The 16,155-nt window shown below is 62.4% G+C and carries 18 protein-coding genes; 11 read left to right on the top strand and 7 right to left on the bottom strand.

Going from position 1 to position 16,155, the window contains the following annotated elements:
- Nucleotides 1-5: 5 nt before the first annotated feature.
- Nucleotides 6-368 (bottom strand): hypothetical protein, encoded by a 363-nt coding sequence (locus I7X09_RS17665; protein WP_200317899.1) that lies wholly within the window; start codon nucleotides 366-368, stop codon nucleotides 6-8.
- Nucleotides 369-640: 272 nt separating this feature from the next.
- On the opposite strand from I7X09_RS17665, the gene I7X09_RS17660 reads away from it, so the two are divergent.
- Both I7X09_RS17660 and I7X09_RS17655 read left to right on the top strand, forming a co-directional pair.
- Nucleotides 641-1,087: a cupredoxin domain-containing protein gene (locus tag I7X09_RS17660; protein ID WP_124568070.1), complete on the top strand. Its 447-nt coding sequence runs from the start codon at nucleotides 641-643 to the stop codon at nucleotides 1,085-1,087.
- A gap of 82 nt (nucleotides 1,088-1,169) precedes the next feature.
- Entirely contained in the window at nucleotides 1,170-2,960 is a 1,791-nt protein-coding gene (locus tag I7X09_RS17655) for a CocE/NonD family hydrolase (RefSeq protein ID WP_200313148.1), read from the top strand.
- A 3-nt stretch (nucleotides 2,961-2,963) separates the two neighbouring features.
- Here I7X09_RS17655 and paaI read toward each other — a convergent pair whose 3' ends face one another.
- The 4 genes from paaI to I7X09_RS17635 form a co-directional block, all read right to left on the bottom strand.
- The gene (gene paaI, locus I7X09_RS17650) at nucleotides 2,964-3,332 is read right to left on the bottom strand and encodes a hydroxyphenylacetyl-CoA thioesterase PaaI (protein WP_200317897.1); all 369 of its coding nucleotides are present in this window, start codon (nucleotides 3,330-3,332) and stop codon (nucleotides 2,964-2,966) included.
- 64 nt (nucleotides 3,333-3,396) lie between these two features.
- Complete coding sequence (locus tag I7X09_RS17645; protein ID WP_200313147.1) at nucleotides 3,397-3,708, bottom strand: EthD family reductase; 312 nt, start codon at nucleotides 3,706-3,708, stop codon at nucleotides 3,397-3,399.
- Between the two features lie 6 nt (nucleotides 3,709-3,714).
- Nucleotides 3,715-5,757: a phenylacetic acid degradation bifunctional protein PaaZ gene (paaZ, locus tag I7X09_RS17640; protein WP_200313146.1), complete on the bottom strand. Its 2,043-nt coding sequence runs from the start codon at nucleotides 5,755-5,757 to the stop codon at nucleotides 3,715-3,717.
- A gap of 88 nt (nucleotides 5,758-5,845) precedes the next feature.
- Nucleotides 5,846-6,457, bottom strand: coding sequence for a TetR/AcrR family transcriptional regulator (locus I7X09_RS17635; RefSeq protein ID WP_019745762.1), 612 nt, complete (start codon nucleotides 6,455-6,457; stop codon nucleotides 5,846-5,848).
- 107 nt (nucleotides 6,458-6,564) lie between these two features.
- Between I7X09_RS17635 and I7X09_RS17630 the strand changes: the two genes are divergently transcribed.
- From I7X09_RS17630 to paaK, 9 genes are all read left to right on the top strand, one after another.
- Nucleotides 6,565-7,293: an enoyl-CoA hydratase/isomerase family protein gene (locus I7X09_RS17630; protein ID WP_095972844.1), complete on the top strand. Its 729-nt coding sequence runs from the start codon at nucleotides 6,565-6,567 to the stop codon at nucleotides 7,291-7,293.
- Entirely contained in the window at nucleotides 7,290-8,147 is an 858-nt protein-coding gene (locus I7X09_RS17625; RefSeq protein WP_200313145.1) for a 3-hydroxyacyl-CoA dehydrogenase family protein, read from the top strand. The genes I7X09_RS17630 and I7X09_RS17625 overlap by 4 nt, the downstream gene beginning before the upstream one ends.
- Before the next feature lie 27 nt (nucleotides 8,148-8,174).
- Entirely contained in the window at nucleotides 8,175-8,960 is a 786-nt protein-coding gene (locus tag I7X09_RS17620) for an enoyl-CoA hydratase/isomerase family protein (protein WP_124568076.1), read from the top strand.
- Nucleotides 8,961-9,052: 92 nt separating this feature from the next.
- Nucleotides 9,053-10,021: a 1,2-phenylacetyl-CoA epoxidase subunit PaaA gene (gene paaA, locus I7X09_RS17615; RefSeq protein ID WP_095972822.1), complete on the top strand. Its 969-nt coding sequence runs from the start codon at nucleotides 9,053-9,055 to the stop codon at nucleotides 10,019-10,021.
- The gene (paaB, locus tag I7X09_RS17610; RefSeq protein ID WP_166809824.1) at nucleotides 10,018-10,335 is read left to right on the top strand and encodes a 1,2-phenylacetyl-CoA epoxidase subunit PaaB; all 318 of its coding nucleotides are present in this window, start codon (nucleotides 10,018-10,020) and stop codon (nucleotides 10,333-10,335) included. The genes paaA and paaB overlap by 4 nt, the downstream gene beginning before the upstream one ends.
- Nucleotides 10,336-10,363: 28 nt before the next feature.
- On the top strand, nucleotides 10,364-11,281 hold the full coding sequence (paaC, locus tag I7X09_RS17605; RefSeq protein WP_200313144.1) for a 1,2-phenylacetyl-CoA epoxidase subunit PaaC: 918 nt from the start codon (nucleotides 10,364-10,366) through the stop codon (nucleotides 11,279-11,281).
- A 50-nt stretch (nucleotides 11,282-11,331) separates the two neighbouring features.
- Complete coding sequence (paaD, locus tag I7X09_RS17600; RefSeq protein ID WP_200317895.1) at nucleotides 11,332-11,790, top strand: 1,2-phenylacetyl-CoA epoxidase subunit PaaD; 459 nt, start codon at nucleotides 11,332-11,334, stop codon at nucleotides 11,788-11,790.
- Between the two features lie 4 nt (nucleotides 11,791-11,794).
- Nucleotides 11,795-12,874: a 1,2-phenylacetyl-CoA epoxidase subunit PaaE gene (paaE, locus tag I7X09_RS17595; RefSeq protein ID WP_200313143.1), complete on the top strand. Its 1,080-nt coding sequence runs from the start codon at nucleotides 11,795-11,797 to the stop codon at nucleotides 12,872-12,874.
- A 41-nt stretch (nucleotides 12,875-12,915) separates the two neighbouring features.
- Nucleotides 12,916-14,217 carry a phenylacetate--CoA ligase PaaK gene (gene paaK / locus I7X09_RS17590; protein ID WP_124568079.1) on the top strand — a complete coding sequence of 434 codons (1,302 nt, stop codon included), beginning with the start codon at nucleotides 12,916-12,918 and terminating at the stop codon, nucleotides 14,215-14,217.
- Between the two features lie 2 nt (nucleotides 14,218-14,219).
- Here the strand turns inward: paaK and I7X09_RS17585 are convergent, their stop codons facing one another.
- Nucleotides 14,220-14,843: a LysE family translocator gene (locus I7X09_RS17585; RefSeq protein WP_095972818.1), complete on the bottom strand. Its 624-nt coding sequence runs from the start codon at nucleotides 14,841-14,843 to the stop codon at nucleotides 14,220-14,222.
- Nucleotides 14,844-14,935: 92 nt separating this feature from the next.
- Complete coding sequence (locus I7X09_RS17580) at nucleotides 14,936-16,129, bottom strand: globin domain-containing protein (protein ID WP_200313142.1); 1,194 nt, start codon at nucleotides 16,127-16,129, stop codon at nucleotides 14,936-14,938.
- Nucleotides 16,130-16,155 lie beyond the last annotated feature (26 nt).

Here is a 16,155-nt window from a genome sequence, read left to right as displayed (position 1 = left end):
ACGACCTACGACGTCACTGTCGAGGGAGCGATCTTTGCCGGGATGCCGGTGTTCTCGTCCACGTGGTAGCTCGCACAGACCCGGTGGTAGCCGTCGGCGATCTGGGCCGGTACTCCGGCGCGGAAGTCTCCCTGCACCAGCAGGATCGGTGATAGTGCGATCCCCTTGCGGATCTTCTTCAGATCGGCAGCAACGTGCGGGTTGTCGACCGGGAGCAGGGGTAGCCCGGCAGCACGCAGAATGTCCTTGGCTTTCTTCGAGACCAGCGTCGCCGTCTTGAGCGCGTAGACGAGAGCTTGGACCTGGACCGGTGTCGCGCCCAACTGCAGGTAGTCGCGGGCCGCCGGGTAGTCGTGCGCGTCCGGCAGGTCCTTCCAGAGAACGGCAGGAGCCTTCTCGGTTACCTTCGGCTGGGCTGTCTTCGGAGCCTTCGGCTGGGCTGCCTTCGACGCCTTCGGCTGGGCCGCCTCAGACGTTTTGATCTTGGCCATCTGTGCTGTTTCCTTCAGTGTCGGTCCGCGAGTGGAGCTGGTGCAGAAATCGTGCACTATCTGCGCCGCAGGCACCACATCGGAGCTGTTTGGGCCTTTAGGCGGCGGGTAATCAGCAGACTGCGGGGGAACGAGCAGGAGGCGAAGCAATGAAGCGGATTCTCGCGGTGCTCGCAGCGCTGATCCTGGCGGTGTTCGCACTGACCGCGTGCAGTGACAACAGTGATTCGTCGGACAACGATTCGGCAGATCACGACGGCATGGCAATGACCAGTATGTCGATGCCGAGCAAGCCGACCAGTATGTCGATGCCGAGCATGCCTCTGGGTATGTCGACGCCGGGAGCGTCGTCGATGGGAATCGTGATCAGCGGCTTCGAATATTCGACGCCGGAGTCGGTGATGCCCGGACAGGTACTGACCATTCAGAACAACGACACCGTCGAGCACTCGGTCACGTCCGATACCGCAGGGCTGTTCAACGAGGACATCGAAGCTGGTGAGACGGAAACCATCACGGTGCCGAACGAGCCGGGAACGTACACGTTCCACTGCACCTACCACCCGAGCATGCGCGGCACCTTGACGGTCAAGTAGACGTCGACCGGGCCTGGCCTGGCTTTCGCTCAAATAATTTCGGCGGCACGCATCCGATTGAACTGGTAGAGAACAGATCCGGGTGTACGGTTTTCAGGTGCGCCGGAGAACAGCGATCAGTGTCGTCACGCTCGTGGTTTGTGCCCTCGGCTTTTCGCCGCCGGCGCTCGCGGATTCACCGAACGGCTCGTATTCTTCACAGCTGCTGTATTTCTCGGTCGACGTGGGGCCGGATCTTTCGACACCGTGCACCGTGGTCGGTGAGCTCTTCGTTCCCGACGGCGTCGATGCGCACAACCCCGCGCCCGCGATCCTGACCACGAACGGGTTCGGCGGTTCGTACAAGGATCAGATTCCGGCTCTGCAGAACTTCGCCGAGAACGGGTATGTCGGACTGACGTATTCAGGATTGGGTTTCGGCGGCACGAGTTGCAAGATCACACTCGACTCTCCCGCGTACGACGGCGTCGCCGCTTCCCAGTTGGTCAGCTTCCTCGGCGGCCAAGAGGGGATTGCCTACACGGATCAGGCTCTGACGCAGCCCTATCCGGCGCTAACCGCGGTGGTACAGGACTCCGTCGACCACTCGGGTGCACCGTCGACGAACGACCCGCGGGTCGGCATGACGGGCGGCTCCTACGGCGGCGGCATTCAATTCGCCGCCGCGAGTGTCGATCCCCGCATCGACACGATCATCCCCATGATCACCTGGAACGATCTTTCGTATTCCTTGGCACCGAACAGCACGGGAATCATCTCCGGAGTGTCCACCGCCGAGCCCGGAGCGGCGAAGGTGCTCTTTGCGTCGCTCCTCTTCGGTGCCGGCGTCGCAAACCCCGGAGTGGACGGCTACCTCACCGACCCCTCTCGACTTCCCGGCTGCCCGAATTACGTGCCGTACATGTGCAACGCGATCGCCGAGGCGGTGGTGACCGGGGACATCGGACCGCAAGTGGTGAGTGAACTCCGAGCGTCGTCGGTGTCGTCGTTCGTCGACCGGATCAACATTCCGGTACTGCTTGCTCAGGGGCAACAGGACACTCTGTTCGATCTGAACGAGGCAACCGCGACCTACGACGCGCTGAAAGCGCGTGGCGTCGACGCCAAGATGATCTGGCATTCGTGGGGGCACAGCCACTTGGCCGCTGCGCCGGGCGAATTCAGCTTCTCCGCACCCGACGAGGATGCCCAGTACGAAACCGGTCGTTTCATGGATTGGTTCGACCACTACCTCAAGGACGAGAACACGGAGACCGGACCGGAATTCGCGTACTTCCGTAACTGGATCGACTACGAGGGAAACGCGGCACCGGCCTACGCTACGTCCGATACTGTCGATGTCGGAACCGCCCGCGGCTTCCAGCTGTCCGCTGACGGGGGACTGCTGCCGGACGGCGCGCCGGTTGTGCCCGGCTCGAAGACGATTGTCACCGCACCGGGTGGGCTGCCGACGGGAGTCGAGCCGCTCAACATCAATCCGGCCGGGAACATTCCGAATGCACAGATTCCGGGAACCGAGGCTCTGTGGACCACTGCGCCGATGACCGAGGCGATGGACGTGGTGGGAGCTCCCACTGTGACGCTGCGTGTTGCGGCGCCCGGACAGCCGGTGGTGTTCGCGAAACTCTACGACGTGGCCCCGGACGGAACTTCCTCGCTGATCAACGGACTGATTGCGCCCATACGTATCAGTGATCCGTCCCAACCGGTCCCGGTGACGATGGCGGCGATAGTGCATCGATTCGAGCCAGGACATTCCGTGCGTCTCGCGATCACCGGTGGTGACATCAGTTTCCGTGGGGGACTGCAAGGTATGCCGGTGACGATCTTTGCCGACGGTTCCGGCCCCCTCGAACTTCCCGTCGTGGGCTGAACTTCAGCGGGTGATGGATCGGCTGTCGCCGCGGAACTCGGCGACGACGACACCGCCACTGCGAACGGTCACGTCGTAGATCCCGCTTCGGCCCCCTCGCGCCTTCTCGGTGGCGATCGCGGTCAAGGTGTCGCCCAGACGGGTCGGACGTAGAAAGCGGATGTCCGCGCGCGCTGCAACGGCTGAATCCTCGTAGCCGTTGCAGGCGAGCGCAAACGCGGTGTCCGCGAGCAGGAAAACATAACCGCCGTGTGTGATTCCGTGACCGTTCACCATGGTCTCGCCGACAGTGACGGTCACGGTTGCGCTACCGGGCGCCAGCTCGGAAATCTCGATACCGAGTGCCTGCGACGCCTGGTCCGCGTCGAACATCTCTCTGGCGGTGATGCTTCCTGTACTCACGAGACAACTCCTGTGTTATCGGAGATTGCAGGGTCTAGAGGACCGAGACAACTTCCTGGACATACATGTCGACCGTGCCGGTGGCAAAGTTCGCGACATCTTTTCCAGCGGCGCCCATCTCCGGGGACTTCAGGCCGCGATGCATCGTCTCGAGATCGGGAAACACCAGGTTGGCGACGGCGTAGAAGACTGGATCGGAGCCGTCCAGCGTCGAGCACTTGCTGAACGTGAAGTCCGACAACCCTGGCACCGCGCTGGCGAGCGGGACGTGGATCTCGTTGTAGTACTTGTCGAAAGCCTCCGGGTCGGTGGGGCGTCCGTAACACACTGCTACTCGATAGGTCATGTGCTTTCAATTCCCTTCGGGGCGAGTCTTGGCTACCAGAGTCAGGACGTCGTATGTCGCGACCGGATCGTTGTCCTGGTTCGTCACCACGGCATCCCAACGAACCTCACCGTAGTCGGCGCTGCTGCGAGGTGTGATGGTCTTGGCTGTGAGGGTGACCGTCAGGCTGTCTTCGGCTTTCACCGGAGTCAGGAACCTGAGGCTGTCCACGCCGAAGTTCGCGAGAACCGGGCCGGGGGCCGGGTCGACGAACAGGCCAGCAGCGAGTGAGACAACCAGATAGCCGTGTGCGACGATGCCGCCGAAAAGCGGATTCGCCGCTGCCGCCACCGGATCGGTATGTGCGTAGAAGGTGTCACCGGTGAACTCTGCAAAATGATCGATGTCTGCGAGTGCGACCTGGCGCGGACCGCCGACAACAGTGTCGCCGATCTTCAACTCTGCGAGACTCTTTCGGAATGGATGCTCGGATCCGGTAGTGCGCTGTGACCCGGTGAACCAGCGCTCACCGACCGCGGTGAGGACGTCGGGTGTGCCCTGTACGGCGGTGCGCTGCATGTGATGCAGAACTCCGCGGATGCCACCCAACTCCTCACCGCCGCCGGCGCGACCGGGACCGCCGTGGACGAGAACTGGAAGGGGAGAGCCGTGGCCGGTCGATTCCTTGGCGTCGTCGCGGTTGAGGACGAGCACTCGACCGTGAAAAGCTGCGAGGCCCAGTACCAATCGACGTGCTGTATCGGTGTCGGCAGTGACCACCGAGGCGACGAGGCTTCCCTCGCCACGGGCCGCAAGTTCGATCGCATGATCGATGCCGTCGTAACCGATGACGGTACTGACGGGCCCGAATGCTTCCACCTCGTGTACCTCGAGCGCGTTGTCCTCGGCCCGGAGGAGAATCGGTGAAAGAAAGGCACCGGACCGGGCGTCGGCGCCGACCACGTCGACGTTGTCCGGATCTCCGAATACGATAGTTGCCGACTTCGTCAGGCCGCGAATGGATTTCAAGACTTCGTCACGCTGTTCGAGGCTGGCGAGCGCTCCCATCGTGACGCCGTCGGCATCGGGGTGTCCCACGACCACTTTGTTCAGTCGCTCGGTTGCGGCGTCGACAACGGCGTCGACCAGCGGGACCGGGACCAGGGCGCGCCGGATAGCGGTGCATTTCTGTCCCGCCTTGACCGTCATTTCGGTGACGAGTTGTTTGACGTACAAGTCGAATTCGGGCGTTCCTGGTACGGCGTCCTCGCCGAGGATCGACGCGTTGAGTGAATCGGCCTCGGCATTGAAATGGACGCCCTTGCCGACGACGTTCGGGTGGGCACGCAGCGTTGCGGCGGTGTCGGCGGATCCGGTGAAGGCCACCGAATCCTGTCCCTCGAGGTGATCGAGGAGTCCACGTGCACTACCGGAAAGCAGCTGGACGGAACCCTCCGGGAGCAAGCCTGATTCGATGATGCGCCGGAAGACGAGTTCGGTGAGATACGCCGTGGAACTGGCAGGTTTGACGATGGACGGGACACCCGCGATGAAGGCCGGTGCCAGTTTCTCCAAAAATCCCCACACCGGGAAGTTGAACGCGTTGATCTGCACGGCGACGCCACGACGTGATGTATAGATGTGTTGCCCGAGGAAAGTTCCGCCCTTGCCGAGAGGCTCGACGTTTCCGTCCAGAAAGACTGTGCTGTCGGGTAATTCGCGCCGAGCCTTGCTCGCGTAACTCAGCAGGGTCCCGAATCCGCCGTCTATGTCCACCCCGGAATCTCGCGTCGTCGCCCCGGTGGCAGTGGAGAGTGTGTAGAACTCGGCTTTTCCTGCCATCAACGTGAGGGCGAGGGCCTTGAGCGCGCCGGCACGTTCGTGGAAGGTCATCGCAGACAGTGCAGGCCCGCCGACCTCGCGTGCGTACGTAACCATCTCGGCGAGGTCGACGCCGGTTGCGGAGATCCGGGCCACCTCCGATCCGTCCACTGCGCTGGGCAACGGGGTACCTGCGTCCGGTGCGGCGTACCACTGACCGGCTACATAGCTTTCCAACAGTCTGCTCACGACAACTCCATCTCACCGTACGTTCGGTCGGTAATTACGATCGCCCGACGACGCCGCGTTGTCAAGGATTCGGCAGAACTGCCTGGAATCAGGCCTTGCGAAGTCCGTCGAAAGTGACGGCGACGACCGCGTCGGCAATGTCGGAGACGGACTCACCCGCTCGGGGTTTGTACCACTCGATCAGTGAGTTGACGGTGCCGAACATCAGCTTGCTGGCGAGGGCTGGTTCGATGTCCGGGCGCAAGTCTCCCTCCGCTGCGGCGGACGAGACGAGGCCTCCGACGAAGTTGTCGAATTCGCGTCGACGAGCGAGCGCGGCCCGCTCGACCGTCGTGTTGCCACGGACGCGCAGGAGCAGGGTGACGTACGGAAGCTCTGCGACCAGCACCTCTACACTGCGCCGGACCAGGTATTCGAGACGGTCGATGTACGGACCGGTGGTGGCGCCTTCTTCGGTCGTGACCGCGAACAGGGCGTTGAGTGCACGCGAAAGTGCGAGTTCGAGAAGTTCTGACTTTCCGGACACGTGGTGGTAGATCGAGGACTTCGTGATGCCGAGTTTCTTGGCGAGCACCTCCATGCTGGCGCCGTCGTAGCCCTTGTCGTTGAACACCTTGACGGCCACGGCGAGGAGTGAATCGAGGTCGTAGCCGGGACGTCCGGGGAGGCCGGTGCGTCGAGTGGGGCGTGCCGTAGTCATGTCCCCATCTTCTCAGTTCGGGCAAAGCTGTGCACCATCCTCATCTCCACCCTTGCCAAACGACCGAATGTTCGGTTACTAATGGAGAAGAGCGAGAAGGAGTGAATGTGAACACCCTGCACGTGGACGAGCGCGAGGATCGCGTCGTGGTCACCCTCGACAGGCCCGCGCAACGCAACGCGATCAACGCGGAAATGATCGACGAACTGCATCAGGTTTGTGGGCGCCTCGAACGGGATCCGAAGCTGCTCCTGCTTGCCGGGCGAGGAGACCACTTCGCGGGCGGCGCTGACATCGCGGAGCTCCGAGAGCGCGGACGAGACGAAGCGTTCGCGGGTATCAACCGCACGCTGTTCGACCGCATCGGAAAGCTCCCGCTGCCCACCGTCGCCGCAGTGAGCGGCTACGCGCTCGGTGGCGGGGCGGAGTTGACGTACGCCTGCGACATTCGCATCGCGACCACGACGGCGGTCTTCGGTAATCCCGAGCCCAATCTCGGGATAATGGCAGCCGCGGGTGCGAGCTATCGGCTGCCGAAGCTCGTCGGCGTCTCGATCGCGAAGCAAGTGCTCCTCGGTGCCAGGAACCTCGACGCCGAGCAGGCGCTACGAGCAGGTCTGGTTGTCGAGGTGACCGAACCGAACTGCCACGTCGACGCAGCGCATCGGCTGCTCGACCGTATTTCCCGACTGTCCCCGCTGGCACTGCGATTGACCAAGATCATCGTCGACGCGCCGGGATCGCATCCGTTTGCCGACGACATCGCCCAAGCCGTCCTGTTCGAGAGTTCGGACAAGCACGATCGTATGACGGCTTTCCTGGAGAAGAAATCATGACTGAATCAGTTGCACCCAAGGCCGTCGGAGTTATCGGCGGTGGACGCATGGGTGCAGGTATCGCCCAGGTGTTCGCCGCTCTGGGCGGGGCGGTCACCATCGCGGAGAGCGGCGACGCCGAGGCCGCGTTACAGCGTGTTTCCACCGGCCTCGACCGCGCCCACGAACGAGGAAAACTCGGCGACCAGGACCCCGCGACGGTCCTCGCGCGCGTGAGCGTCGTAGGCGCAGTAAGCTCCCTACCCCCGTCGCTCGACCTGATCGTCGAGGCGGTCCCGGAAATCGCGGCCCTCAAGGTCGAGGTTCTCGCGGCTGCCGAAACCGTTGCCGGAGAACGCACCGTGATCGCCAGCAATACCAGTTCCATGTCGATCGCCGAACTCGGTGCAGCGCTGACGGATCCGAGCCGGTTCATCGGTATGCACTTCTTCAATCCAGTCCCGGCGTCGCTGTTGGTCGAGATCGTCCGGGCGCCTCAGACCCGCTCCGAGGTTGTCGACTCGGTACGAGCATGGGTGTCGATGCTCGGCAAAGCCGAGGTTCTCGTCAACGACTCACCCGGTTTTGCGACCAGCAGGCTTGGCGTCGGTCTCGGGCTCGAAGCCATCCGAATGCTCGAAGAAGGTATGGCGGACGCGGAATCGATCGACCGGGCCATGGAATTGGGGTACCGGCATCCGATGGGGCCGCTGCGTTCGACGGATCTGGTCGGGTTGGATGTGCGCCTGGCGATCGCCGAACACCTCGCGAGCACTCTCGGTGATCGATTTACTCCTCCTGCACTGCTGCGAGAGAAGGTCGCCCGCGGCGAGTTGGGGCGCAAGACAGGACAGGGTTTTCACACATGGAGCTGAACCGAACTGCCTGCGAAAGGAACATCGATGACTGACGTGATCCGCTTGGAGATCGAGCGAGGTTTGGCGACAATCACTCTCGACCGGCCCAAGGCCGCCAATGCCGTCAACGGCGAAATGAAGTCTCAGCTGCTCGAGGCGTTGCTGCAGGTCCACGCGGACGCAGACGTTCGAGCGGTGTTGATTCTCGCCGAAGGCAAGAACTTCTGCGTCGGTCAGGATCTGGGCGAGCACGCGGCAGCGTTGGATGCCGATCCGGCGCACGCGATGGACACCGTCGCCGCGCACTACAACCCCATTGTGACGGCGCTGTCGACGCTGTCGGTCCCGGTGGTGGTGGGTATCGGCGGCGCCTGTGTCGGGGCGGGGTTGGGAATCGCGTTGGCCGGAGACATCCGTGTCGTGGGTGCTCGCGCGAGCTTTGCGACGGCATTCACCGGCATCGGTCTGGCCAGTGACTCGGGGCTCAGTCATGCGCTCGTGCACGCGCTCGGACCTAGCCGTGCCAGTGGCCTGATGTTGCTCGGCGACAGGTTCGACGCGCAGAGCGCACTGGAGTGGGGATTGGTTCATCGAGTGGTGGCCGACGAGGATGTCGCAGCTGAGGCTCGGGTACTCGCCCGCCGACTTGCCGACGGACCCACCGCGGCCTTCGCCCACGTGAAATCGCTGATCCGTGCAGTTGCTCCTGGGCTTTCCCAGGCACTGGATGCCGAGGCGAACGCGCAGGTGGAGCTGGGTTCCACGGCAGATCATCGAGGCGCAGTCATGGCTTTCCTGTCGAAGCAGAAGCCGGTCTTCGAGGGCCGCTGATTTCTGTTCCGTCGAAAGATTCTCTTGTGCGCCGGGACACCGCGGTGCATACTAGTTACCAACCGATCATTCGGTAATAAAAGGTAGGTACGATGACCAACGTGGAAGCTCCACAAGACCTGCAGAACCTGTTCGACGAGACGATCGCGGCGGACCAGCGCATCGAGCCTCGCGACTGGATGCCGGACGGCTACCGCAAGACGCTGATTCGTCAGGTTGCCCAGCATGCGCACTCCGAGATCATCGGAATGCAGCCAGAGGGAAACTGGCTCACCCGTGCACCTTCGTTGCGACGCAAGGCGATTCTCATGGCGAAGGTCCAGGACGAGGCGGGGCACGGTTTGTATCTCTACTCCGCGGCCGAGACCCTCGGTGCCGACCGCGGCGATCTGACCACCAAACTGATCGAGGGAAAGCAGAAGTACTCCTCGATCTTCAACTACCCGACGCTGACCTACGCCGACGTGGGAGTGATCGGTTGGCTGGTCGACGGAGCCGCTATCTGCAATCAGGTTCCGCTGTGCCGCAGCTCCTTCGGGCCGTATGCACGAGCGATGATCCGTGTATGCAAGGAGGAGTCCTTCCATCAGCGGCAGGGTTTCGAGTTGCTGGCGACGATGATGCGCGGCACGGAAGCCCAACGTGCGATGGTGCAGGAAGCCGTCAACCGATGGTGGTGGCCTGCTCTGATGATGTTCGGACCGCCGGACGACGAGTCGCCGAACACCGAACAGTCGATGAAGTGGCGCATCAAGCGGCACACGAACGACGAACTGCGGCAGCGATTTGTGGACATGTCGATACCGCAGGCCGAGGTACTGGGTGTGACCTTCCCCGATCCCGACCTGCGCTGGAACCCTGAGCGTGGCGCTCACGATTTCGGCGAGCCGGACTGGAGCGAATTCATGGATGTGGTCCGCGGTAACGGGGCGGCGAGCGTCGAGCGGATCACCAATCGGAAAGCCGCACACGACAACGGGGCCTGGGTCCGTGACGCCGCCTACGCCTTTGCACAGCGCGAGAGACTCGCGCACGATCGCACGACTGGGGAAACAGCATGAGCGAGAACGATCAGGTACATGGCGATCAGGTACGGGGCGAATGGCCTTTGTACGAGGTATTTCTGAGGGGAAAGCGCGGACTGAACCATGTCCATGTCGGATCACTGCGCGCGGCAGACGACCAGATGGCCCTACGCCACGCGCGTGACGTCTACACCAGACGTAACGAAGGCGTGAGCATCTGGGTCGTACCGTCCGCGAACATCGTGGCTTCGAGTCCGGCAGAAAAGGATCCGTTCTTCGCGCCGAGCGGCGACAAGGTCTACCGGCACCCGACCTTCTACGACATCCCGGACTCCGTTCCCCACATGTGAGAATCACTTCGACTTCGAGGACCAACAGATGAACGATCACGACAGTGCCTACGACGGCCTGGTCGACGGTGACGGCCACGGTCAGTGGGCGTTCGGAACCAGTTTCGACGACCCCCTCGCCGGAGTCGACACCACGGTGCCAGGCGACGTCGATCTCGGAGCCCTGGCGCGCTACTGCCTCATGCTCGGTGACGACGCGCTCGTCAGTTCGCAGCGACTCGCCGAATGGTTTACGCGAGCACCGGAACTCGAAGAAGAGGTAGCTCTCGCAAATGTCGGCCTGGATCTGATCGGGCAGGCCAGGCTGCTGCTTGCTCGCGCGGCAGCAGCCGATTCCACCGTGGTTCCGTTCATCTCGGATACGTCACCGGTGCCGGCCGAAGATGCGCTCGCCTTCTTTCGTGATCAGTTCGGTTTCCGTAACGTGAGACTGGTGGAACTCGCCAACGGCGACTTCGCACACACGGTCGTTCGGCTACTCGTGTTCGCGACCTGGCGGCTGGCGCTGTTCGATCGGCTCCGCACATCGCGGGATCCGGTTCTCGCTGCTGTGGCGAACAAAGGTGTCAAGGAACTGACCTATCACCGCGACTACGCGGCAAGATGGGTCGTCACCTTGGGGGCCGGCACGGCAGAATCAAAGCGCCGGACGGCCGACGCCCTGCTCGAGATCTTCCCGTTCGTGGACGAACTCTTTGTTCCCACTCAAGACGAACTCGTTTTGGCAGAAGTTGGCGTCGGAGTGGATCCGCGTACTGTTCGGCCGGAGTTCGACGCTGTTCTTGCCCAGGTGCTCCATGCGGCCGAAATGGAAGAGCCCCCTGCACGTTTCTCCGGTTTCGTCGGCGGCCGCGGTGGACGCGCCGGATTGCATACCGGGGCACTGGGACTGCTTCTCGCCGAAATGCAGAGCGTCGCTCGGGAGCACCCTGAAGGGGTGTGGTGACCGTGGCTGCCACCACCGTCTCGTCCGCGCAGGAGATCGTCGCCTCGGTGATGGATCCGGAGATGCCACTGCTTACTCTGGCCGATCTCGGGGTCATCCGATCGGTCGACGTCGAAGCGAACTTCGTCTGTGTGACAATCACTCCCACCTATTCCGGGTGTCCAGCGATGGCGACGATGCGAGACGACATCGAGCACAAGCTGAACGATGCGGGGTACGGCAGCGTCCAGATCAAGACTCAACTGTCGCCGCCTTGGAGTTCGGATTGGATCAGCGAAGAAGGGCTCGCGAAACTTCGGACGGCTGGGTACTCGGTGCCGGGGGCAGCGCCGCGCCGCGCCTCGGGGCCGATCGCATTGACCTTGACGGCCAAGCCCCGCAACATCCTCTGCCCCCAGTGCGGTTCGGCAAACACCAGACTGAGTTCGGAATTCGGTGCGACCCTGTGCAAAGCGCTGTATCGCTGCCTCGACTGCCTCGAGCCGTTCGATCACGTGAAGGAGATCTGAACAGATGAGTACCGCAACGACGAACCGGAACAAACCCTTTCACCCGTTGACGGTCGCCGGTGTCGAATCACTGTGCGACGACGCAGTTGCCGTCACCTTCGACGTGCCTGCCGATATCGCCGATCAATTCGACTTCGGCGCCGGGCAGTCACTGACACTGCGGCGGATGATCGACGGCGTCGAACACCGTCGTTCCTACTCGATCTGTGCACCGGTAGGCGCGTCTCCACGGGTGGGGGTTCGCGAAGTAGCAGACGGACTCTTCTCCACCTGGTTGGTGCGCGACGTCAAGGCCGGGGATCAAATCGACGTCCAGGGCCCTTCGGGCAATTTCGTCGCCGATCCGGCACTGGGTGGACGGCACGTTCTGATCGCGGCGGGCTCTGGCATCACGCCCATGCTTTCCATCGCTGCAACACTTTTGGCGAACCCCGAGGCCGATGTCACCCTGCTGTACGGGAACCGGCGTACTCGTTCGGTGATGTTCGCCGAAGAAATCGCCGACCTGAAGGACCGGTACGGTGCGCGCCTGGACGTCATTCACGTTCTCTCTCGCGAACCGCGGGAGGTCGAGTTGTTCTCGGGCCGTCTCGACGCCGGCCGGTTGCGTGAGATCTTCACCTCTCTCGTACCGTGCGACCAGGTCGACGGCTTCTGGCTCTGTGGTCCCTTCGGGATGGTCAACGACGCCCAGGAAGTGCTGGCCGGCTTGGGAATTGCCAAGGATCGCATCCATCACGAGCTGTTCTACGTCGACGACGTCGCTCCACCCGTCGCAGTGCATCGTGAGCGCGGAATTGTCGGACCGAGCAGCGAGGTGACGATTACTCTCGACGGTCGATCGACCACCGCGACGTTGCCACGCGACCAGTCGATTCTCGATGCGGCCGAACAGTACCGCTCGGATCTGCCCTTCGCCTGCAAGGGCGGAGTGTGCGGAACGTGCCGCGCCAAGGTCACCTGCGGTGATGTGGAGATGCGCAGGAACTACGCACTCGAAGACTACGAAGTCGACGCGGGTTTCGTGCTGACCTGCCAGACCTTTCCTGTCGGTGACCAGATAACAGTCGATTTCGACGCCTGACCGCCCGCACAGCGCCCTCACTGAGCCCACCGGAGACAATCATGACCGAACTCGCCACTGCTACTTCGCAAGAAATCGAATTTGCCGGCCGGGACCGCATTTCGACGCTCCAACTGGAGCGGATGCAATGGTCCCTGATGCACGCGTACACCAATGTTCCGCACTACCGCAAAGCTTTCGACGACGCCGGCGTCCACCCGAGCGACTTAAAGGATCTGAGCGATCTCGCGAAGTTCCCCTTCACCACCAAAGCGGATCTGCGCGAGAACTATCCGTTCAAGATGTTCGCGGTACCCCAGGACAAGGTTTCGCGAATTCACGCGTCCTCGGGGACGACCGGGCGCCCGACGGTGGTGGGGTACACGAGCAACGACCTGAACAACTGGGCCGATCTCATCGCGCGCAGTCTCTCGGCCGGCGGCGTGCGGTCTTCGGACAAGGTTCACGTGGCTTACGGGTACGGCCTGTTCACCGGTGGGTTGGGAGCACATTACGGTGCTGAACGATTGGGCTGCACGGTCATTCCGATGTCCGGTGGCATGACCGAGCGGCAGATTCAGCTGATCGAGGACTTCGAGCCCGATGCCATCATGGTGACTCCGTCGTACATGTTGACCATCGTGGATGCGATGATCAAGAAGGGGATCGATCCCTCGAAGACCTCGCTGAGGGTGGGAGTTTTCGGAGCGGAGCCGTGGACCGAACAGATGCGGACCGAGTTGGAACAGCAACTCGACATGCATGCGGTGGACATTTACGGACTCTCCGAGATCATGGGCCCGGGCGTGGCAATGGAATGTGTGGAAACCAAAGACGGACTCCATATCTGGGAAGACCACTTCTACCCGGAGATCATCGATCCGGTCACGGGCGAGGTGCTCCCGGACGGTGAGGAAGGGGAGCTGGTTTTCACCTCGCTCACCAAGGAGGCGCTGCCCATCATTCGCTATCGCACCAGGGACCTGACCCGTCTGTTGCCCGGTACGGCGCGCACGATGCGACGGATGCAGAAGGTGACCGGCCGGACCGACGACATGATCATCCTGCGTGGGGTCAATCTGTTCCCCACACAGATCGAAGAACTGATCCTGACCGTCCCCGCCCTCGCGCCTCAATTCCAGTGTGTGCTGGAGCGTCCTGGCCGAATGGACACCCTGACGGTGCGCGTCGAGGCTCGCCCCGATGCGGCATTATCGGACCATGCGGCGGCATCGTCTGCATTGCAGAAGCTGGTGAAGAACAAGATCGGTGTCACGGTCGAGGTGAACGTTCTCGAACCGGGCGGACTCGAACGCTCGATCGGTAAAGCGCGTCGTCTGATCGACCAACGTCCGAAGGGCTGAAACTACTCCAGGGCCATGCGGGTGGCGAAGATTCCGAGAATGCCACCAGCTAGCCACTTCTGAGCCCGCATCCACACCGGACGTGCCATCAGGAAAGCTGACACGGCTGCCGCACAGCACACGATCAACGCGTTGACGGTGACTGCGACAAGGATCTGCACGCCGCCGAGTACGAGCGCCTGTTGCCAGACCGGACCCGCAGTGGGATCGACGAACTGGGGGATCAGTGCCGCGTACATCAGAGCGATCTTGGGATTGAGCAGATTCGTGGTCAGACCCATCCCGAACAGTCGACCGCTGCCGTGGCGGTCGACGGCGCCCACCTCGAAGGCGGACTTCCCGCCTGGTCGGAGCGTCGACCAGGCGAGATAGGCCAGATACAGGGCGCCGCCGATTTTCACCGCGGTGAACACCGTGGGTACGGCGAAGAGAACCGCCGTCAGCCCGGCACACGTGGCGGCGAGGTAGACCAGGAAACCGGTTGCGACTCCGGCGAGCGAGATCAAACCTGCCCGGCGGCCCTGGCTGATGCTGCGGGACACCAGGTAAATCATGTTGGGGCCCGGTGTCAGAACCATCGCCAGGGCGATCAGCGCGACTCCCGTCATCGACGCTGACGTGATCATGTCGGTCTCCCACTACTCGATCTGGATATTCCGTCGAGTACACAAGGGGTTACCGTGGCAGGCCAAGGTCCAGTTCGCAGACAGTGGTCCGCTCAGGTATTGGCCCAGCTGTCGGGACCGAAGACCTCGTAGTGGATATTCTGCGCCGGGACGTCGCGTTCGAGCAACGATGCGCGCATCGCCAACATGAACGGCATCGGCCCGCAGAGGAACGCCTGGGTATCCGGCTCTACGGTGATATCACGCAGATCGGCTCGGCCTTCGTGAACCGATCCGAAGGGCACATGCGTGCCGAGGTCCTCGTACCAGCGGTGCAGGGTTGCTGCGGGAATCTTGTCGACGAGCGTGCTGAGTTCTGCTCGGTGAGCATGATCTGCGATGGATCGATCAGCATGAATGACGGAGACGGGACGCTGTGCGCCGGTATCGGCAAGATGGTTGAGCATGCCGATCATCGGTGTGCAACCGATTCCGGCCGATGCGAGTAGCAGTGGCGAGTCGTCGTCGGGCATGGTGAGATCACCGAACGGGGTGGTGACGGAGAGTTCTTGTCCTTCGAATACGTTGTTGTAGAGGAAGTTCGACACTTCACCGTCGGGAGTGCCCGAGATTCGCTTCACACTGATCCGCCAGTCCGCGCTACTCGGTATCGAACACAGGCTGTACTGACGGATCTGGCGGGCGCCGTCCGGAAGGATGACACCGACCGAAAGATACTGTCCGGGAGCGAAGGTGGGTAGAGCGCTGCCGTCGACCGAGGAGAGTGTCAGGGAGACAGTGTCGGCGGATTGAAGGACGCGCTCGCTGACTCTGACCGTTCGCCACACGTCGCCGGTCTCGACACCGGCGAGCTGGTAGAGACCCCGTTCCATCGTGATGAGGGTTTCCGCCATCAACCAGTAGACCTCGTCCCAGGCTGCGGCGACTTCGGGAGTGACTGCATCTCCGAGTATTTCGACGATCGCGGCGAAGAGGTGTTCGTGAACGATCGCGTACTGATCGGGGGTGATTCCCAACGACGCATGCTTGTGAGCGATACGCGAAAGGATGAGATCGACCTTGGCGCTGTCGGGTTCGAGCTGCAGCGTAGCGAATGCCGCGATAGCGCCCGCGAGTGCTTTCTGCTGTTCGCCCTGCTTCTGATTGCCGCGATTGAACAGGTCGCGTTCGAGTTCGGGATGTGCGTCGAACATCTTGCGGTAGAACAGGGTTGTGATATCGCCGATGGCGGCGCCGACCACGGGGAGTGTGGCGCGAATGACCTCGGTTGACTGTGGGGAAAGCATGAGCTGCTCCGTTCGGTCGAGATTCG

The organism is Rhodococcus sp. P-2 (assembly GCF_016598535.1).
Lineage (GTDB): Bacteria > Actinomycetota > Actinomycetes > Mycobacteriales > Mycobacteriaceae > Rhodococcus_F > Rhodococcus_F baikonurensis.
This window is presented reverse-complemented; position numbering and strand designations above follow the sequence as displayed.